Source organism: Pseudomonas onubensis, from assembly GCF_965653655.1.
Lineage (GTDB): Bacteria > Pseudomonadota > Gammaproteobacteria > Pseudomonadales > Pseudomonadaceae > Aquipseudomonas.
The window spans coordinates 36,725-53,377 of the sequence record NZ_CBFHAZ010000023.1; the positions used below are offsets into that span (position 1 = coordinate 36,725).

The window sequence follows — 16,653 nt, forward strand, 5'->3', positions numbered from 1 at the left end:
AATCAAATCAATGTGGCGCTCGCCGCCAGGCATTCCTTGGCGCTTTTCTTCAACTTCTTGATCAGCCGCTCCTGGCGCAGCGCCTCGCCCTTGGAGGCGCACTGCTCGGTGTACACCAGCGCCACGGCCGGGCTGGACAGAAAAAACCGCGCGCCCTTGCCGCTCTGATGCGAGGCAAAACGGCGCACCGGGTCATTGCTGATGCCGCAATACAGCGAGCCATTGGCGGCACGCACCAGGTAGACAAACCAGGGTTTGGGTTGAGGAAGATCAGTCACGGGGAATGCCGGCAAACCAGAAGAACGCCCAGCTTATCAACGACCGGCCTGAAATGCCTTCAAGCCTTTGAGTGCCTGAGCGCGCACGGCGTTTTTCAGCGCCGGCGACCAGCCCAGCAGCAAGCCCTTCAAGCCCAGGGCCTGACGCGACCAACGCCACAGGTCAAAGTGATCGTGGTGCTCGCAGATCTTGCCATCGCGAAACACAAACCGCGCACCGATATCGTTGACCACCGTATTGCCGGTGGCGCTGAACAGGTAGGTCGCCACCCAATGCGCGCTGCCGGTGGTGTCATCGCTGCGCACGTGGTCGAAGGTCAGGGAAAAGTCTTTGGCCCGCGTGGTGAGCATGCGCCACATGTCCCCGGCGTCACGCCCGCGCAACTCGCCGAAGGCCGGGTCGCTGAACACTACGTCTTCGCTGTAGCAGGCGGCCATGGCTTCGGCGTCCAGACGCTGAAAGGCGCTGTAGAACTCGGTGATCAGGGCGTTATGGGCATCACTCATGGGCAGGCTCCGCAGACGTCGAAAGAATAGGCGCACGATAAGCTGCCCACACCGCGCTGGCTACTGACATTCGCCACGCAAATGCATAACCCTACGGCACCATCCCAGTGCTGCGCGCATAGGCGAACAGGTCAACGTCAGTGGAAATGCTCAGCCGCTGCATGGCCGTGCTTTTTTGCTTACTGATCGTGGAAATGCTGCGGTTGACCTTCGCCGCAATCTGGCTGACCGTCATGCCACTGGCCAGCATGCGCACCACCTCGCGCTCCTTGCTGGACAATTGCGGCTCCTGGGACTGATCACCCGTGCCCGCCTCCACCATTTGCACCCGCAGCGATTCACTGGCGAAAGTCTGGCCGGCACACACGGCCTTGATCGCCAGGGGCAGCTCCTTGGCCGAAGCACTTTTGGCCACCACCGCCCTTGCGCCATGGGCGAAGGACGCCCGCAAGGTGGCGACGCTGGCGAACATGGTCACCAGAATCACCGGCAACTGCGGGTATTGGCGGTGCAACAGGCTCAACAAACCGTAGCCATCGGCTTGCTGGCCGCCGGGCATGGCAAAGTCTGTGACGAGCAAGTCACACGGGGTCGTGCTTAACACGTCGAGCAACTGATCGGGGCCGTCGGCTTCAGCGACCACTTTGCACCTGCCATGCGCCTCAATCACGACTTTCTGCCCGATACGAACAATGGGGTGATCGTCAGCAATAACTACTCGAAGCATAGGGACTCACGAATGATGGCAACTTGAATCCGCGCAAAATACCCCCGCCGGCGCTCATCAACAACCGTTAACAAACAGCCGCTTGCAGCCGACCCCAATGTTCACTAGTTCACATTTTTTTGCCTACACAACAACAGGAAAAAACCTACAACCAAAACTAGATCGTCGGATTGCAAACGCCAGAAGCAAATACCGTTCCTCAGACCTCAGTCAGGTACTCGAGATAGACCAACAACCGGGCCAGGAACAATTCCAATTGCACCTTATGCGCCGCAACGCCCTGGGACTGGACCTGCTCGATCAGCTTCACGGCACACGACTCAAGGCCAGTACCACCCAAAAACACCAGGCTGCCGACCAGACGATGGAGGCGCTCAGCGGTCAGTGGTGCGTTCAACGTCGAGCAGGCATGGCGCAATACACGATGGTCTTCCCAAGCTTCCACCAACAGGGTTTCCAACAACTGATCGACGATATCCCCGCTGCCAAAGGTTGCGACCAGCGTGGCACGGGTTGGCCAGCCGGCGCGCGGCGCAACCGCCTCCCGGACGACAGAGGGGTCATCCACACCCGGCAGCCAACGCGCCAGCACAGCGTGCAATTGTTCCAGCGTCAGTGGCTTGAGCAACCAGGCATCCATGCCTGCATCACGGCAACGTTGGGGGCTGTCGTTTTGCAGGTTGGCGGTCAAGGCAATGATCGGCACGCGCCTCATCCCGGTGTCGCACTCATGCTGGCGAATGGCGCGGGCCATGCTGTAGCCGTCCATAAATGGCATCTGGCAATCGCTGATCACCAGGTCGAAGGGGCGGCTGGTAAAGGCCACCAGCCCGAGGTAGCCGTCGGCGGCTACCTCGTGCCCCAGCCCCAGTTTCTGCAGCAACCCTCCCAGCAACAGGCGATAGGCAGAATGGTCATCCACAACCAGCACACTCAGGCGTCGCCAATGAAACGGGGGTGGGCCTGGCGACTTCAGTATGCGGCTCGCTCCTGTGGTTGAACCTACCAGCGAACCCATCAGTACCTCTATCGACTATTGATACGGCAGCAATCCGCAGCACTGGTGCAATAGCCCTTGAGGCCTGTCATGCAGCAATGGTCGACGCATTCTTTTGAATGCTATCGGCCAATAACCAATAACCTTTTGAATTAGTTAAAGCCCATACAACAACTACGAAAATCCCCTCTGAATCATCGCCTTCGCACCGCCCTGTCAATGTCGTATTTGTTGTATTTCCCCTGCACATCCCCCTCGCTAAATTGTGCCTACCCCAACAGAGGGACGGCGTGCCACTCCCCGGCAACCGCTAAAAAACATTGAGACCGTCGCTCGGCCAGTCACCCGCCCATACCGGATCGGGCACAGCCCTGCACGCGCCTCTATCTGTCAGCCCGCAATGGAACCATTGAAATGAAGACCCCTGTATCCCTGCTGAGCAGTGCCCTGCTGCTTGCCATGACTTCACCCGCGTTCGCCGCCAGCAGCGTCGACCTGACCGTCAAGGGTTTGATTACCCCCAGCGCCTGCTCAGCCAGCCTGCCAGGCGACGTGGACTTTGGAAAAATCGCGGCAAAAGATCTGAATTTCGACGCCACCACAGCGCTTGAACGCAAGACCCTGCAACTGAGCGTGAACTGCGACGCGGCGACGCTGTTCGCCATCGACCTCATCGATAACCGAGCAGGCTCTTCCATCTATGGCTACGCCTTTGGCCTGGGCTTGATCAACGAAAACCAGAAACTCGGCCAATACAGCTTCGGGTTCAACAACCCCATCGCCGAAACGCCCTCTACCCTGCTGGCGATGTACAACGCCGACGGTAAATGGACAAACCTTTATCCGGACGACGCTATCGGGCCTGATGAGTTTGTCGCGCTGGGCAGCCGCGGCGATAACGGTTGGGCGCCGCATCCGATCAAGGACGTGACGATGGACATCACCCTGTACGGCTCCATTGCCCCGGCAAAAAATCTGACATTGACCGACGAAGTCGCAATCGACGGTTCCGCAACCTTTGAAGTCAAGTACCTGTAATGGACGCCCCTGAAATGAAAATCTCCCTGTCCCTGAGCGGTGCCCTGCTGCTCGCCATGACCTCCTCGGCATTCGCCGCCAGCAGCGTGGACCTGACCGTCAAAGGCTTGATCACACCCAGCGCCTGCACCCCCGCCCTTTCCAGCGGTGGCATCGTCGATCACGGCAAAGTCGCGGCCAAGGATTTGGAAAAGGAGCATTGGACTTTGCTGGGCAGGCAGACCCTGCAACTGGCGATCAGCTGTGATGCGCCAACCCAGTTGGCCCTGAAGGGCACCGATAACAAGGGGGACTCCCATGACCCGATGAATCGCTACGGTCTGGGCCTGGTCAGCGGCAAAAAATTGGGCGGATACACCTTGGTACTGGGCAACCCTGTGGCCGACGGCGCGGCGATCGCCATGATTGAGTCCGCTGATGACGGCCTCACCTGGAAGGAAAGTTTCCCGGGCGACGTCTGGCCGATTACCTACCACGCCTCGTTTGGTGATCGCTCGACTGGCAGTTGGGCGCCGACCCCGGTCCAGCAAGTGACGGCTGATCTAATGGTAGAAACCGTTATCGCGCCCACGGCAGGCATGGACCTGACCACAGAGGTGCCGATCAACGGCTCCGCCACGCTCGAAGTGAAATACCTGTAACCCCGACTACTTCACAGGAGGTGCCCCATGGCTAGCCCCCTCACGACCCTCGCCGTGACAGTGTTGCTGACCGCCACCGGCCAGGTATTGGCCGCCAGCAGCGTCGACCTGAGCGTCAAGGGCGTGATCACACCCAGCGCCTGCACACCCAGCATGCCGGGCGATATCGACTTCGGAAAAATCGCGGCAAGGGATCTGAACACCGACAAACCAACCTGGCTGGAACCCAGGCGCGTGACACTGAACGTGATCTGCGAGGCCGCGACGCTGTTTGCGCTCAAGCCCTTCGACAATCGCGGCGGTTCCGCAATGATCCCCAATGCCTTTGGCCTGGGCGTCAACCAGACCGAGAAGCTCGGTGCGTTTATGTTGTCATTCGGCAACCCCGTCGCCCCGATCCCTTCGACCGTGCTGATCATGAATTCAGAAGGCTACTGGTGGGAGCTGGCCGAGAGCGACGGCATCGGCCCCGACAACTGGGTGGCCCTGGGCAGCCGCAACAGCGGCGACTGGGCTCCCCACCCACTGCAGGACATGAGCATGGACGTCACGCTGCGTGCCGCAATTGCGCCTGCAAACGACCTGACATTGACTCAGGAAGTGCCTCTCGATGGCTCCGCGACCCTTGAAGTCATGTACCTGTAACGCCCCTTAACCCGCACCCATGCCCGAGGAGTTCCACTGACCATGAAGGTTTTTGCCCCCAGCTTGATCGGCGCCTTGCTGCTCTGCCCGACAGCGTTCGCCGCCAGTAATACCGAGTTGCTCGTCCAAGGCATCATCACCCCCAGCGCCTGCGCCCCAGTGGTCTCCGGCGGCGGCAACGTCGACTTCGGCAAGGTATCGGTCAAGGACCTCAATGCCGACACCTACACCGACCTGCCCAGAGAAACCATGCTGTTGAGCGTGCGTTGCGAGGGGCCGACATTTTTTACCCTCAACACCATCGATAACCGCGCAGGCACCACCGCCAACCACTTCAGCTGGCATGGCCTGGGCATGACGCCCAACGATGAAAAAGTCGGTGATGCCGGGCTTGGCCTCTATGCGCCGGTAGCCGACGGCGTGCCGGTGCGCACCATCACCTCCAGGGATGGCGGCGTGACCTGGATGCCCTCGGTGATGCTCAGCCATACCGTGTTGACCGCAGTCGCCGACAACGACGGCGTAGTGCCGATTGCGATCCGCGAACTGGACGCCGAGATCCGCCTGATCACTCACATTGCGCCCGCCAGCAACCTGACGCTGACCGACGAAGTGCCTATCGATGGCCACGCCACCGTGCAAGTCAACTACCTCTAAAGGAGCTCCCGATGAAAACCCGATTGACCACCCTCGCCGCCAGCGCATTACTGCTCAGCTCGGCCACCGCCTTTGCCGCCTCCAGCGTGGACCTGACCGTCAAGGGCCTGATCGTGCCCAGCGCTTGTACGCCGAGCCTGTCCGGTGGTGGCGTGATCGACCACGGAAAAATTTCCGCCAAGGATTTGCTTCCAACCAGCGAGAAGGCGCTAGCCCCTCACACATTATTGATGGCCGTGAACTGCGACGCCCCTATCCAGTTTGCCCTGAACTCTATCGATAACCGTGCAGCATCGAGTTACTCAGACTTCGGGCTGGGTTTTATCAACGAGACCCAAAAGCTTGGTCGGTACATGCTTACCCTGAACAACCCGGTTGCCGAGGGCAGCGCAGTAGTACAGACGATTGCTTCCTACGACCAAGGCCAAACTTGGAGTAAAACAAAATCCTGGGACCCCAGCGTGTACATGTCGGTGGCAGCCATGGATGACGATACCCAGCCACTGGCGGTCAAGGACTTGAGCGTTGAACTGCTGGTAGAGACGTTCATCAACCGCACCGACGGCCTGGACCTCAGCAATGAGGTGACCATCGACGGCTCCGCCACCCTTGAAGTGAAGTACCTCTAAGCCATGGCCGCCCATCCCTTGAACACCGCCGGGCATGGGCTGCGCCTACCTGTGTCGGTACTGAATAGGTTCGCCTGTTGCTTCGCCGCCTTATTCTGTCTGGCCGACGCCCGCGCAGCTTCGATTGTCGACCTCACGGTAACCGGCCGAATAACTCCGGATGCTTGCCATATCGAGCTGACGGAGGAAGGCGGCATCGACCACGGCAAGATCCCATCTCACAGCCTCAAACCCAACGAGTTCACCCTGCTGCCCAGTCGGATACTTGGCCTGAATGTGTTCTGCGCCAGGCCGATGTTGTTTGCACTGGTGGGTGTCGACAATCGTGCGGAATCCTCGCTGGAACCCGAGTTTCTCTATGGGTTGGGCAGCAACATCCACGCCCCCGGAGAACGCCTGGGCTACGTGGCGTTGTCCTATCGCAACGCATTGGGCGACGCGCAGCCCATGCAGGTATTGGCGTCCACCGACAGCGGTGAAACCTGGCTGCAGCAACCGCATGCCTACCCACGCTACTACATGGCTTTCGCACTGGCCGGTGACCGTCAACCCGACTTCATCAGCCAGTTAAACGCCGAGCTTCAGGTGGACACCGCCGTCAACTCCTCACAGTACCTGACGCTGGATCAGGAAGTCCCTTTGGACGGCTCCATCGTTCTGGATTTGCGCTACCTCTGACCGACACTTTTTTGGCCTAATGGAAACCCCGTCATGACGACGATATTCTCAAACACCACCGCCGGCCTTATTACCCTGCTGCTGATACTCAGCACTCCCGTCAACGCCGACGGTATGGTCCCGGACACCTCCGTGGTGATCGTGCATGAAGCCGAAGGCGAAGCGGCGGTATCGGTGACCAACACCGACAGCCAGCTCGCACTGCTGCATGTCACTTTGCAGGATATTCCTGAAGACACTGAGCCACTGCTGGTGGTGACACCGCCGCTGTCACGGGTTGAGGCGTCCAAATCCCAACTGGTGCGTTTCATCCTGCAAAACCAGAAACCGCTACTCACCCAGCGGCTTAAACGCGCGGTGTTCGAAGGCATGCCCCAAGGCCGCGCGGCCACCGCCGCCGGGCATGCTCGCGTAGGCGTAACCGTGCGCCAAAATTTGCCGGTGATCATTCACCCAAAAGGCCTGGCGCCCAATCGCACGCCGTGGACAGACCTGACCTGGACCCTGCGCGACGGCCAATTGCACGTGCGTAACGACACGCCGTATGTGGTGCGCCTGGCCCAAGAGCTGTTGCTGTTGCCTGGCGACGGCAAGGCGATGCTGCCGCGCACTTATGTGCTGCCGGGCGAAGCCCTGAGTGTGCCGACCAACAGTCGCCAGGCCACTCAGGTCAGGCTGCAGCCGGCCACGGTGTACGGGTTTGCGGTCAAGGCCTACGACGCACCGATCACTCTCTGACTAAAAACCACAGGCGCCGTATACAGACCACCGCCTGATAACGAAGTGACGGCTCACTGACCGTCACCGGAACGCCTGGGAGCACCGGGCCTGTGCGTTCACTATTCGAGTAACTTGCGTGAAAACAGTATTGAGCTACCGTGACGGCGAAGCCGTGTCTGACACCCCCGCCAACCCGGCCTTGTCGCTGGTGTTGTTGCTCTGTGCACTCGTGCCTGCCAAGGCCTGGGCCGAAGGCGCCAGCCCTTCCGGCTTCGACGCCCAGACCTTGCATCAGCGTGGCATCGACCCGCAATTGGCCAGCCTGTTGCTGGCAGCACCGCGCTTCGCCGCCGGGCGGCACACCCTCAACCTGCGGGTTAACGGCCAGCGGCGTGGCCGACAGGACCTGACCTTCGACCAGCAGGGCAACCTGTGTTTCGACCGTGCGTTACTGGACGCCGCCAACCTGGTGATCCCCAGTGACACGGTGGGCTGTCGGGATTTCCTTGCGCAGTACCCGCAAAGCCTGGTGGAACCGGACCCGGCGACACTGACGGTGTCGTTGGTGGTACCCACCGAAGCCCTGCGCCCCGTGCAGCAGGATATCTCCGGGTACGAAACCGGTGGTTTTGCCGGGCTGCTCAACTATGACCTGAGCGGTTTCTACAACCGTTTCGGCGATGACGCCAGCCGGTTTGGCTCGGCCAACACCGAAGTGGGGTTCAATGCCGGCGACTGGATCGTGCGCAGTCGCCAGGTGCAGACCTGGCAGGATGGCCTGTCGCGCAGCACCCATCTTGAGGCCTATGCCCAACGCACCTTCGCCAGCCACCAGGCGGTGCTGCAGGCCGGGCAGATCAATCTGTACAACCCGGTGCTGTCCGGCGCGCAGATCACCGGCGTGCAGGTGCTCACCGAACATGCGCTTCAAGAACAGGGCCAGGGCGCGCAGATCCAAGGTATCGCCAACAGCCCTGCGCAGGTGGAAGTGCGTCAGAACGGCGCGCTGATTCATTCCACTGTAGTGCCCGCCGGCCCCTTTACCCTGAACGATGTACGTCGGTTGAACACCCGCTCGGACGTCGAAGTCACGGTCAAGGAAAGTGTCGGTGGGGAACGGCGCTTCACGGTGCCGGCGGCAATGCTCGGTCTTGGATTACCGGCGCCAGGCTACTCCGTGGCTGCGGGCCGGGTGCGCAATGTGGGCGACGCCAAAGGCGATGATCCGTGGGTGGTCAGCGCCGGCTGGACCGGCGCCCTGCACCCGCAACTGACCCTGGGCACCGGCGTGCTGGCGGCCAGCGAGTACCGTTCGGCCGGCGCCAGCCTGGGTTGGTTGCCGTGGCTGGACAGTCAGATCCAGCTGTCTACTCAACTGTCCGATTCCCAGGCGTGGGAAAAGGTCTCGGGCGTGCAGACTGACCTGTCCTGGTCGCAGCGCCTGGGCGAGCAGTGGTCGGTCAGCGCCGCCAATTCCTGGCGCAGCATCGGCTATCGCGAACTGGAAGAGAGCACTTACGAGCGCGACGACCGCAATCGCGATTCGCGCTACCGCGACCAGCAGAGCCTCAACCTGGGCTGGTCACACCCCCTGCTGGGCGCGTTCAGCGCTGGGGTTTCACGCTCCTCCAACTTTGCTGGCGACAGCAGCAGTCGCGCCTTGGCGTCCTGGGGCACGAGCATCGGCGCGGTGTCGTTGTCGGCCAGCGCCGAGTGGCAAATGGGCGGCCGCCAACAGCAGGACAACGCAGTCTATTTCAACGTCAGCGTGCCGTTGGGCGAGAGCCGCCGGCTGCGCAGCTGGGTACGTAATTCCGGCGGCGAAAACCGCACCGGCCTGGGGCTCACCGAGCAGATCGACGATCAACTCAGCTACCGTGTCAGCGCCGAACACGACAGCAGCGATCATCAGGTGGAAACCACCGTAGGCGTCTCGGCGCTGCCGCGCTACAGCCAGTTGGACTTCAGCTACAGCCGCTCCGATGCCGAGCGTTCAAGCTACCAGGGCGGTGCGCGCGGCGCTGTGGTGCTGCACGGCGATGGCATGACCTTTTCCCCCTATCCGGTGCGCGACACCTTCGCCCTGGTGTCGGTCGGCGACATGAGCGGCATCAAGCTCAGCACCCCCAGCGGCCCGGTGTGGACCGACTGGCAAGGCCAGGCCGTGGTGCCGCAAGTCGCCGCTTACGGCCGCAGCCCGGTGGAAGTGCAAACCCGTTCGCTACCGCGCAATGCCGACATCAACAATGGCCTGGCGATGATCTCGGCCGGGCGCGGTGCGGTCGACCGGGTTGAATTTGGCGTCGGCCTGACCCGCCGTGTGCTGCTCACTGTCAGCACCGACCAAGGCGCACCACTGCCTGCAGGTGCCTCCGTCAGCAGTGCCGATGGTGAGTTCGTGACCTTGGTGCAGGACGCCAGCCAGGTGTTTCTACCCAATGTGCTTGAGCAGTCGACGTTGTGGATAACCACGCCCCAAGGCGATCGTTGCGAGTTGCGCTACGAGCTGCCGGCAAAGGCCGATCCGTCGGTGTACTTCGAAACTGCTCCCGCACGTTGCCACGTGCCTTGAGGATGACCGCCATGCCCGTCACACCTTATATGCGTCAACTGTGCCTGTGGCTGCTGATCGGCGTCGCCGGCACCGCCCAAGCCTTTGAAGAATGCCAACTGACGGTCAGCGAACCATTGGTGGATTTCGGCCTGATGAGTCGCCTGGCGCAAACCGACAGCGCGCCGCAACGCCTGCTGGGCGAGCGGCGCCTGAGCGTGACCGTCAACTGCCCACAGGCCGAAGACCTCAGCCTGTTTTATCGCGCAACGGCCGCTAACCCGCAGCGCCTGCTATTTACCCAGCACGGCAGTTATGCCATCGAGGTCAGCAACGCCGTACTCGACGGTCGCGCGGTAGAACTGGGTTTGCTGCCCGCCACTGGCCAGGCGCCCGTGGCCAATGGCAGCGTGCTGGAGTGGCGCCCCGGCCATGGCATCGCGCCGGTCGAATACGGCAGCGTACTCACGGGTAAAACCCTGTCGCTGCAACTGACCTTACGCGCCTGGGCCGACCTCGCCGCCACACAAGTGCGCGATGCCACCACCTGGGAAGCCAACGGGACGTTGTACGGTGCACGGCATGGACGTTACCGGGAACTGACGCTGCGCGCACACTTTGCACCCATCGCCTGCCTGCCATCGCTGTCGGACCACGGCGTGGTCGACTACGGCACCTTGTACGCCAAGGACCTGAGCGCCACCAACGAAACGCCGTTGCCCACCCGCACCCTGCGCCTGAGCGTGACCTGCGACGCGTCAATCCGTTTCGCCCTGCGCATGCAAGACAACCGTGACGGTTCGGCTACCGGCGGCATCGATGAAACCGCCTATGGCCTGGACCTGGACGCCAGCCGCAACAAGATCGGGCGTTTTTACCTGACCGTCGACCCGGCGGAGTTCAGCGCCGATACCTTCACCACGCTGTACCGCACCGACTCCACCAGCAATGGCGTGGCGTGGAGCAGCTCCACCGCACGCCAGATCCCGATGGCCGCCGACAGCATCCTCGGTTTTACCGACAAGACCGGTGTCACCACCGGCCCAGTCGCCATCCAGACCCTGACCGGCACCCTGCGCATCAAGACTTACCTGGCGCCCATGCAAAGCCTGGATCTGCGCGATGTGGTGCATATCAACGGTTCCGGCACCCTTGAAATCGTCTACCCCTAACCCGTCACTGCAAGGAGTCCGCCCCATGAAAACCCACGTCCTTTACAGCTTGCTGTTACTGGCCGGCGCCCCCTCGGTACTGGCTGCCTCGGCAGTGGACTTGAGCGTCAAGGGCCTGATCACGCCCGCAGCCTGTTTACCGCAGTTCCCCGGCGGCGCCTTGATCGACTACGGCAAGATCGCTCAGCAAGACTTGAACCTGGCGACCGCCACGCGCCTGCCCGTCCAGACTCTGCGCATCGGCATCGCCTGCAACGGCCCTACCCGCTATGCCCTGCGCATGCGCGACAACCGCGACGGCTCGGCCATGGTCAACAGTGAGATTTACTACGGGCTGGGGTTCGATATCAGCGGCAACCGCCTGGGGGTTTATTCCATGACCTTCGACCCGCGACAGACCCAAGCCAGCGACACCGCGCAGATCTTCGGCACCGAGTCCACCACCGGTGGCCTGGCGTGGCGCACGTCCAACCTCAACCCTATCGACATCGGCTCGCGAAGCTACCTGGGTTTTACCGAGGTCGAGGGCAGCGTCAGCGGGCCCACGGCCATCGGCACCCTGGTGGGCGCCGTCACGGTGCAAACCGTGATCAACGCCCGGCAGAACCTGGATTTGAGCGTGGAAACCCCACTCGATGGCTCGGCCACCCTGGAGGTGGTGTACCTCTAGAGTTTCTCACTGGTCACTTGAACGTAGCGCGCACGCCCGGCGCCCAGACCCGCGACAATCGCGCCCAGGCCGATTACGCCGAAGATCCAGCCGATGGCCGACCAGCCGCCGGTCCAGTCATGCACCAGGCCGACCGCGAACGGGCCCATCGACGCCAGGGTGTAACCAATACCCTGGGCCATGCTCGACAAGTTGGCGGCGACGTGAGCGTCACGCGAGCGCAACACGATCAAAGTCAGCGCCAGGCTGAACGTGCCGCCCTGCCCAAGGCCCAGCAGAATCGCCCAGCCCCACAAGCCATCCAGCGGCGCATACAGGCAACCGAACAGGCCGCCGAGGGTCAGCAGCATCACCACCACAATCGCCAGGCGCTGGTCCTTGCCCCGAGTGGCCAACCACGGTGCGGCCAGGGAACTGAGCAGTTGCACGATGATCGAGCCTGAGAGCGCCAACCCGGCTTCGGTGGCACTCAGGCCGCGCCCAATGAGGATCGATGGCAACCAGCCGAACACAATGTAGGCCAGGGACGACTGCAGGCCCATGTACAAAGTCACCTGCCAGGCGAGCGGGTCACGCAGCAAGCCCTTGACCCGGTAAGCCACCTGATGGGCGCCGTGCTTTTGCCCCACTTGTGGCAACCAGAACAAGGCCGCCATCAACGCCGGGATAACCCAGAACCCCAGGCCGATAGCCCAGCTGTCAGCGAAGTACTGACTCAGGGGCACCGTGGCACCGGCTGCCAACGCGGCGCCCAGACACAGCGCCATGGTGTAGACGCCAGTCATGGCGCCCGCCTGCCTGGCGAAATCACGCTTGACGATGCCCGGCAGCAATACACCGATAATGCCGATGCTCGCGCCAGCGATCAGGCTGCCCGCGAACAAGCCCACTTCACCGAACGCACTGCGCAAGATGATGCCGGCGGCCAGGGTGAGCAGAATCCCCAGCACCACGCGCTCAGCGCCAAAGCGTCGGGCCAGGATCGGCGCAGTCGGCGCGAACAGCCCCAGGCACAACACCGGCAAGGTGGTCAGCAACCCGGCCTTGGCGGCGGATAACCCAAGGCTGGCGCAGACTTCAGCCAGTAGCGGCGACATGCTCGACAACGCCGGCCGCAGGTTCAACGCCACCAGCACCAGGCCCAGCAGCAACAGCCACCGGCGAGCCACCGGCGGCGGGGCCTGCTGGACCGCTTCGTCATCGGCTTCGGCGTCGATCAACAGTTCTTCGAGTTCAGTCGTGCGTTTGGCTTCAAGGTTCATTGATCAACTGCCGGCAGAGGGATTTGGCGCGTTCGGGGTCTTGGTTTTCTACCGCGTCGAGCAAGGCGATATGCAGGTCGAATACTGCCTGGCGACGGAGTGAAATATTCAGGGTCTGGCGCAACTGGGCACCGACGATGCTGGAGAAATATTGGTACAGCTCGCTCAACGCCGGGTTGTGCGCGGCGTCCACCAGGCGCTTGTGGAACACCAGGTCGGCGCTGATGTAAGCCTCCAGGTCACCGTGGTACAGCTCACCACTGCGCTCGAGAGCTTCACGCAGCCCTTTGAGATCGTCCTGCGTACGGCGCAACGCCGCCAGGCCGATGGCCTCCACTTCGAGAATCTGCCGCGTCTCCTGCGCCTGCGCCAGCGTGCAGTGGGACAGCGCGCGCATCGCGCCCAGCGGGTCAGTCATGGAGCGCAGATAACTGCCGTCGCCCTGGCGAATTTCAATCAAGCCTGAAAACGCCAATACGCGCATGGCTTCACGCACGGTGTTGCGGCTGATGCCCAGCTCGGCGGACAGCTCCGGCTCGGTGGGCAGGCGCTCGCCGATGGCCCATTTGCCTTCGGTAATACGCCAGCGCAGTTGCTCCAAAGCTTGATCGACCAGGGAGCGTTTGATCAGAGGGGCGATGTCTGTCATGGGTTTTGCACTTTCGTCCAATCATAGGATGAATTTTCCTACAGCCTATTCGGACTTGCCTACAAAGGCAACGCACTAGGGTTCTTAAGCGGCAAAAGGAGCAGTATTTTCGATTAGTAAAATTACCCTTAAAGGGTAATTATTGGACTCAGGTGTCTTATGGAAAAGTACACACCTCACTACGATCTGGCGGTGATCAAGGCAGATGTCAGGCGATTGGGTGCCAAGGCATTCACCCGTGCAGCCAAGGAGGCGGGAAAGCATCTCGACCTCGACATCAGCGAGATGCAGGCGGTCGTTTTCAAGCTACAGAACAGGATGCTGTACAAGTCGATGACCACCTATGCGGATCACCGCGTCTGGCAGGACGTCTACCACATCCATTCACACGGTCTGGAGATTTACATCAAGGTCACTTACTGCTCCGGCAGCAACCCACCGGTGATCTCCTTCAAAGGGATGAACCTATGAAAACCCAACATTGCTTTATCTGCGGCGCGCCCGACGCCATGGTGCGTTTTGAGGGCCGCAGTGAAACCCTGCGCATCAAAGGCCTGGAACAGCGCATTGAGGATCTGTCTGGCTGGGAGTGCCAACTGTGCGAAGACGGCATGTATGACCCTGACTGCGCCGAGCGCCATGCCAAAGCAGGTGATGAGTTGCTTCACGCCGCTCGGCGGATGGTCGGTGCCGAACTCAAGCGTATCCGCCGCAAACTGCAGCTCACGCAAAAAGAAACCGTGGAACGGCTGTCCGGTGGCGGGCACAACGCATTCTCACGCTACGAACGCGGCGAAATAACGCCGCCCAAACCGTTGATGGTGTTGATGCGCCTGCTGGACCGTTACCCGCATTTGCTCGCCGACGCCAAAGAGCTGGCCGAAGGTGCAGACCTGCGCAACGCCTTCACCAGCACCGTCAACCACGAAAAACAACAAGCACTCAAGGCCTCCTGAACAGGCAAAAATAAACCCGGCACCAGGCCGGGTTTATTGTTTCAAGCTTCGATCAATGCAAAATCTGGCACAAGAACAACTTAGTCCGATCGTTCTGCGGGTTATCGCAGACGTCTCACACGCTCGCTTGGGGTCAGCAAAACCAGAAATTAATGACACACAGAACAGGCAGAGGCCGACTTCGTCAGCGCCAATAAAAATTACACACTTTGGGACTCTTACCCACCGCTGCGTTTTTTGTACAGCGCTGACAACAGGATAAACACGTGTACGAAGTAAAACTCTGGACCAAGGATGCTCCTTCGCTGTTTCTACGCAAGAGCCCTGAATTGATCGTCGTTCGAAACCATCAACAACAAAGACTCACATTGCCCGCGGATATAGCACCGGGCGCGGAGCGGATCCTGTCGATTCCCGATGCGCAGGTGCAGGTGTTCAAGACGCCCTTGGACAGCGGCCTGCCGAGTGAGCAAAAAAAACTGCTGCGTGAACGACCCGAAGTGCGTTTTGCCGGAAGTGCCCTGGTTGATGTACACACCGGGGCCCCGCTCATTTACACAGAAAACCTCTTTATAAAGTTCACCGACACACTGACTCAAGCAGCCTGCGAAGCTTTGATTGAAGCGCTGGGCCTGTCCATCAAGCAAGCGGTTGCTTATGCGACCAATGCCTACTTCGTCTGCCAGAGTAAGCCTCAGGGCAGCCAGATCTGCGATTTTTCCATGCGCCTGTTGCAGCGCCCGGATGTTGAGTACTGCTACCCGGAAATCCTGCGTCAGCGCAGCAATAGAACCATTCACCCCAACCAGTGGCATTTGAAAAAAACACTCGTGACCTACCAAATGATGGTCGACGCAAGTGCCAACGTCGAAGCGGCCCATGCGTTGAGCCAAGGCGAAAATATCGTCATCGCAGTCATTGATGATGGTTTCGACCTTAATCATCCGGAGTTCGCCAGCCCCGGAAAAATAGTCGCGCCAAAAAACTTTGATCGCCGAAAACCCAACGACGACCCGCAGCCATCCAATAAACATGAGGCTCACGGAACGGCAGCCGCAGGCGTCGCCTGTGCCGACGGTGCCCAGGGAGCCAGCGGCGTCGCGCCCAAAGCCCGGTTGATGCCCATCAAGCTGACCAAACCTTTAGGGGCAAAGGCTGAAGCTGACGCGTTCCTGCATGCAGCAAATGCCGGAGCAGACATTATTTCCTGCAGCTGGGGCCCGCCGGAAGGTCATTGGGCTGACCCCTCCGACCCCAAGCACAAGCGCAACTATGCCATTCCCGCGCATACACGCTTGGCCATCCAGTACGTAACGGCAAGGGGTGCCTGGTATTTTTCGCCGCCGGAAACGGCAATGAATGCATGGATGACGATGGTTACGCCAGCAACCCGGACGTTATTGCGGTCGCCGCTTGCAACGATCAAAGCCGGCGTTGCGCCTACAGCGATTTTGGCCGAGCGATCTGGTGCGCGTTCCCCAGTGGGGACCAGGCCAACCCCGACCCTCGTTTCAAGCCGGCGACTGCGCTGCCGTTGACGCTTGGCATCCGCACCACAGACCTGAGCAGGGATCCGGGCAAGAAAAAGGCCCCGAGTAAAGCACTTGCCGATTGCTACATCGAGAACTTCAGCGGCACCTCCAGTGCTTGCCCTGGTGCAGCCGGCGTCGCGGCGTTGGTGCTGGCAACCCACCCCGAGTTATCGGTGTGTGAGGTGCGCCAGATACTCGCAGATTGCTGCGACAAGATCGGCCACCCTGACGATGGCGAGGCCGGTGAATATGACCTGAACGGCCATAGCCGCTACTACGGATATGGCCGGCTGAATGCGTTTAACGCCGTACGCCTGGCGCTAGCCAAACGCACGCCGTAAACA

Annotated in this window: 19 protein-coding genes and 1 pseudogene; 14 read left to right on the forward strand and 6 right to left on the reverse strand. The window is 60.9% G+C overall.

Annotation, left to right across the window (positions count from 1 at the left end; translation table 11 throughout):
- Positions 1-2: 2 nt before the first annotated feature.
- The 4 genes from ACTD9P_RS10555 to ACTD9P_RS10570 form a co-directional block, all read right to left on the reverse strand.
- The gene (locus ACTD9P_RS10555) at positions 3-278 is read right to left on the reverse strand and encodes a GIY-YIG nuclease family protein (protein ID WP_438867671.1); all 276 of its coding nucleotides are present in this window, start codon (positions 276-278) and stop codon (positions 3-5) included.
- 36 nt (positions 279-314) lie between these two features.
- A complete protein-coding gene (locus ACTD9P_RS10560; protein WP_438867672.1) occupies positions 315-785 on the reverse strand; it encodes a nuclear transport factor 2 family protein in 471 nt (156 codons plus the stop codon).
- Positions 786-876: 91 nt separating this feature from the next.
- Entirely contained in the window at positions 877-1,512 is a 636-nt protein-coding gene (locus tag ACTD9P_RS10565) for a response regulator (RefSeq protein WP_438867673.1), read from the reverse strand.
- 199 nt (positions 1,513-1,711) lie between these two features.
- A complete protein-coding gene (locus tag ACTD9P_RS10570; protein ID WP_438867674.1) occupies positions 1,712-2,530 on the reverse strand; it encodes a response regulator in 819 nt (272 codons plus the stop codon).
- A 393-nt stretch (positions 2,531-2,923) separates the two neighbouring features.
- Between ACTD9P_RS10570 and ACTD9P_RS10575 the strand changes: the two genes are divergently transcribed.
- The 10 genes from ACTD9P_RS10575 to ACTD9P_RS10620 all read left to right on the forward strand — a co-directional run bounded on the left by ACTD9P_RS10575 (position 2,924) and on the right by ACTD9P_RS10620 (position 11,910).
- Positions 2,924-3,547 carry a DUF1120 domain-containing protein gene (locus ACTD9P_RS10575; protein ID WP_438867675.1) on the forward strand — a complete coding sequence of 208 codons (624 nt, stop codon included), beginning with the start codon at positions 2,924-2,926 and terminating at the stop codon, positions 3,545-3,547.
- Between the two features lie 14 nt (positions 3,548-3,561).
- A complete protein-coding gene (locus tag ACTD9P_RS10580; RefSeq protein ID WP_438867676.1) occupies positions 3,562-4,188 on the forward strand; it encodes a DUF1120 domain-containing protein in 627 nt (208 codons plus the stop codon).
- Between the two features lie 27 nt (positions 4,189-4,215).
- Positions 4,216-4,833 (forward strand): DUF1120 domain-containing protein, encoded by a 618-nt coding sequence (locus tag ACTD9P_RS10585; protein WP_438867677.1) that lies wholly within the window; start codon positions 4,216-4,218, stop codon positions 4,831-4,833.
- 42 nt (positions 4,834-4,875) lie between these two features.
- Positions 4,876-5,490, forward strand: a complete 615-nt coding sequence (locus ACTD9P_RS10590; protein ID WP_438867678.1) for a DUF1120 domain-containing protein — start codon at positions 4,876-4,878, stop codon at positions 5,488-5,490.
- 11 nt (positions 5,491-5,501) lie between these two features.
- Positions 5,502-6,119 (forward strand): DUF1120 domain-containing protein, encoded by a 618-nt coding sequence (locus ACTD9P_RS10595; RefSeq protein WP_438867679.1) that lies wholly within the window; start codon positions 5,502-5,504, stop codon positions 6,117-6,119.
- Positions 6,120-6,122: 3 nt separating this feature from the next.
- Positions 6,123-6,797, forward strand: coding sequence for a DUF1120 domain-containing protein (locus ACTD9P_RS10600; protein ID WP_438867680.1), 675 nt, complete (start codon positions 6,123-6,125; stop codon positions 6,795-6,797).
- Between the two features lie 33 nt (positions 6,798-6,830).
- Positions 6,831-7,535, forward strand: a complete 705-nt coding sequence (locus ACTD9P_RS10605) for a fimbria/pilus chaperone family protein (RefSeq protein WP_438867681.1) — start codon at positions 6,831-6,833, stop codon at positions 7,533-7,535.
- A 118-nt stretch (positions 7,536-7,653) separates the two neighbouring features.
- Positions 7,654-10,089, forward strand: coding sequence for a fimbria/pilus outer membrane usher protein (locus tag ACTD9P_RS10610; RefSeq protein WP_438867682.1), 2,436 nt, complete (start codon positions 7,654-7,656; stop codon positions 10,087-10,089).
- Positions 10,090-10,100: 11 nt separating this feature from the next.
- Complete coding sequence (locus ACTD9P_RS10615) at positions 10,101-11,240, forward strand: DUF1120 domain-containing protein (protein WP_438867683.1); 1,140 nt, start codon at positions 10,101-10,103, stop codon at positions 11,238-11,240.
- Positions 11,241-11,265: 25 nt separating this feature from the next.
- Complete coding sequence (locus ACTD9P_RS10620; protein ID WP_438867684.1) at positions 11,266-11,910, forward strand: DUF1120 domain-containing protein; 645 nt, start codon at positions 11,266-11,268, stop codon at positions 11,908-11,910.
- Here ACTD9P_RS10620 and ACTD9P_RS10625 read toward each other — a convergent pair.
- Together ACTD9P_RS10625 and ACTD9P_RS10630 are read right to left on the reverse strand one after the other, a co-directional pair.
- Positions 11,907-13,172, reverse strand: coding sequence for a CynX/NimT family MFS transporter (locus tag ACTD9P_RS10625; RefSeq protein WP_438867685.1), 1,266 nt, complete (start codon positions 13,170-13,172; stop codon positions 11,907-11,909). The two genes, ACTD9P_RS10620 and ACTD9P_RS10625, sit on opposite strands and share 4 nt — an antisense overlap.
- Positions 13,162-13,821 carry a FadR/GntR family transcriptional regulator gene (locus tag ACTD9P_RS10630; RefSeq protein WP_438867686.1) on the reverse strand — a complete coding sequence of 220 codons (660 nt, stop codon included), beginning with the start codon at positions 13,819-13,821 and terminating at the stop codon, positions 13,162-13,164. Before ACTD9P_RS10630 ends, ACTD9P_RS10625 begins: the two co-directional genes overlap by 11 nt.
- A 159-nt stretch (positions 13,822-13,980) precedes the next feature.
- Between ACTD9P_RS10630 and ACTD9P_RS10635 the strand changes: the two genes are divergently transcribed.
- The 4 genes and pseudogenes from ACTD9P_RS10635 (at position 13,981) to ACTD9P_RS10650 (ending at position 16,650) form a co-directional block, all read left to right on the forward strand.
- A complete protein-coding gene (locus ACTD9P_RS10635) occupies positions 13,981-14,292 on the forward strand; it encodes a type II toxin-antitoxin system MqsR family toxin (protein WP_438867687.1) in 312 nt (103 codons plus the stop codon).
- On the forward strand, positions 14,289-14,777 hold the full coding sequence (locus ACTD9P_RS10640) for a type II toxin-antitoxin system MqsA family antitoxin (RefSeq protein ID WP_438867688.1): 489 nt from the start codon (positions 14,289-14,291) through the stop codon (positions 14,775-14,777). The genes ACTD9P_RS10635 and ACTD9P_RS10640 overlap by 4 nt, the downstream gene beginning before the upstream one ends.
- 845 nt (positions 14,778-15,622) lie before the next feature.
- Positions 15,623-16,039 (forward strand): annotated as a pseudogene (locus ACTD9P_RS10645) (S8 family serine peptidase); the annotation flags it as partial.
- Positions 16,040-16,140: 101 nt separating this feature from the next.
- Positions 16,141-16,650, forward strand: coding sequence for a S8 family serine peptidase (locus ACTD9P_RS10650; protein ID WP_438867689.1), 510 nt, complete (start codon positions 16,141-16,143; stop codon positions 16,648-16,650).
- Positions 16,651-16,653 lie beyond the last annotated feature (3 nt).

Bases quoted from the DNA above. Each gene is read 5' to 3' on its own strand.
- ACTD9P_RS10560 (WP_438867672.1), bottom strand. From the start codon at position 785: ATGAGTGATGCCCATAACGCCCTGATCACCGAGTTCTACAGCGCCTTT.
- ACTD9P_RS10565 (WP_438867673.1), bottom strand. From the start codon at position 1,512: ATGCTTCGAGTAGTTATTGCTGACGATCACCCCATTGTTCGTATCGGG.
- ACTD9P_RS10570 (WP_438867674.1), bottom strand. From the start codon at position 2,530: ATGGGTTCGCTGGTAGGTTCAACCACAGGAGCGAGCCGCATACTGAAG.
- ACTD9P_RS10575 (WP_438867675.1), top strand. From the start codon at position 2,924: ATGAAGACCCCTGTATCCCTGCTGAGCAGTGCCCTGCTGCTTGCCATG.
- ACTD9P_RS10580 (WP_438867676.1), top strand. From the start codon at position 3,562: ATGAAAATCTCCCTGTCCCTGAGCGGTGCCCTGCTGCTCGCCATGACC.
- ACTD9P_RS10585 (WP_438867677.1), top strand. From the start codon at position 4,216: ATGGCTAGCCCCCTCACGACCCTCGCCGTGACAGTGTTGCTGACCGCC.
- ACTD9P_RS10590 (WP_438867678.1), top strand. From the start codon at position 4,876: ATGAAGGTTTTTGCCCCCAGCTTGATCGGCGCCTTGCTGCTCTGCCCG.
- ACTD9P_RS10595 (WP_438867679.1), top strand. From the start codon at position 5,502: ATGAAAACCCGATTGACCACCCTCGCCGCCAGCGCATTACTGCTCAGC.
- ACTD9P_RS10600 (WP_438867680.1), top strand. From the start codon at position 6,123: ATGGCCGCCCATCCCTTGAACACCGCCGGGCATGGGCTGCGCCTACCT.
- ACTD9P_RS10605 (WP_438867681.1), top strand. From the start codon at position 6,831: ATGACGACGATATTCTCAAACACCACCGCCGGCCTTATTACCCTGCTG.
- ACTD9P_RS10615 (WP_438867683.1), top strand. From the start codon at position 10,101: ATGCCCGTCACACCTTATATGCGTCAACTGTGCCTGTGGCTGCTGATC.
- ACTD9P_RS10620 (WP_438867684.1), top strand. From the start codon at position 11,266: ATGAAAACCCACGTCCTTTACAGCTTGCTGTTACTGGCCGGCGCCCCC.
- ACTD9P_RS10625 (WP_438867685.1), bottom strand. From the start codon at position 13,172: ATGAACCTTGAAGCCAAACGCACGACTGAACTCGAAGAACTGTTGATC.
- ACTD9P_RS10630 (WP_438867686.1), bottom strand. From the start codon at position 13,821: ATGACAGACATCGCCCCTCTGATCAAACGCTCCCTGGTCGATCAAGCT.
- ACTD9P_RS10635 (WP_438867687.1), top strand. From the start codon at position 13,981: ATGGAAAAGTACACACCTCACTACGATCTGGCGGTGATCAAGGCAGAT.
- ACTD9P_RS10640 (WP_438867688.1), top strand. From the start codon at position 14,289: ATGAAAACCCAACATTGCTTTATCTGCGGCGCGCCCGACGCCATGGTG.
- ACTD9P_RS10650 (WP_438867689.1), top strand. From the start codon at position 16,141: ATGGATGACGATGGTTACGCCAGCAACCCGGACGTTATTGCGGTCGCC.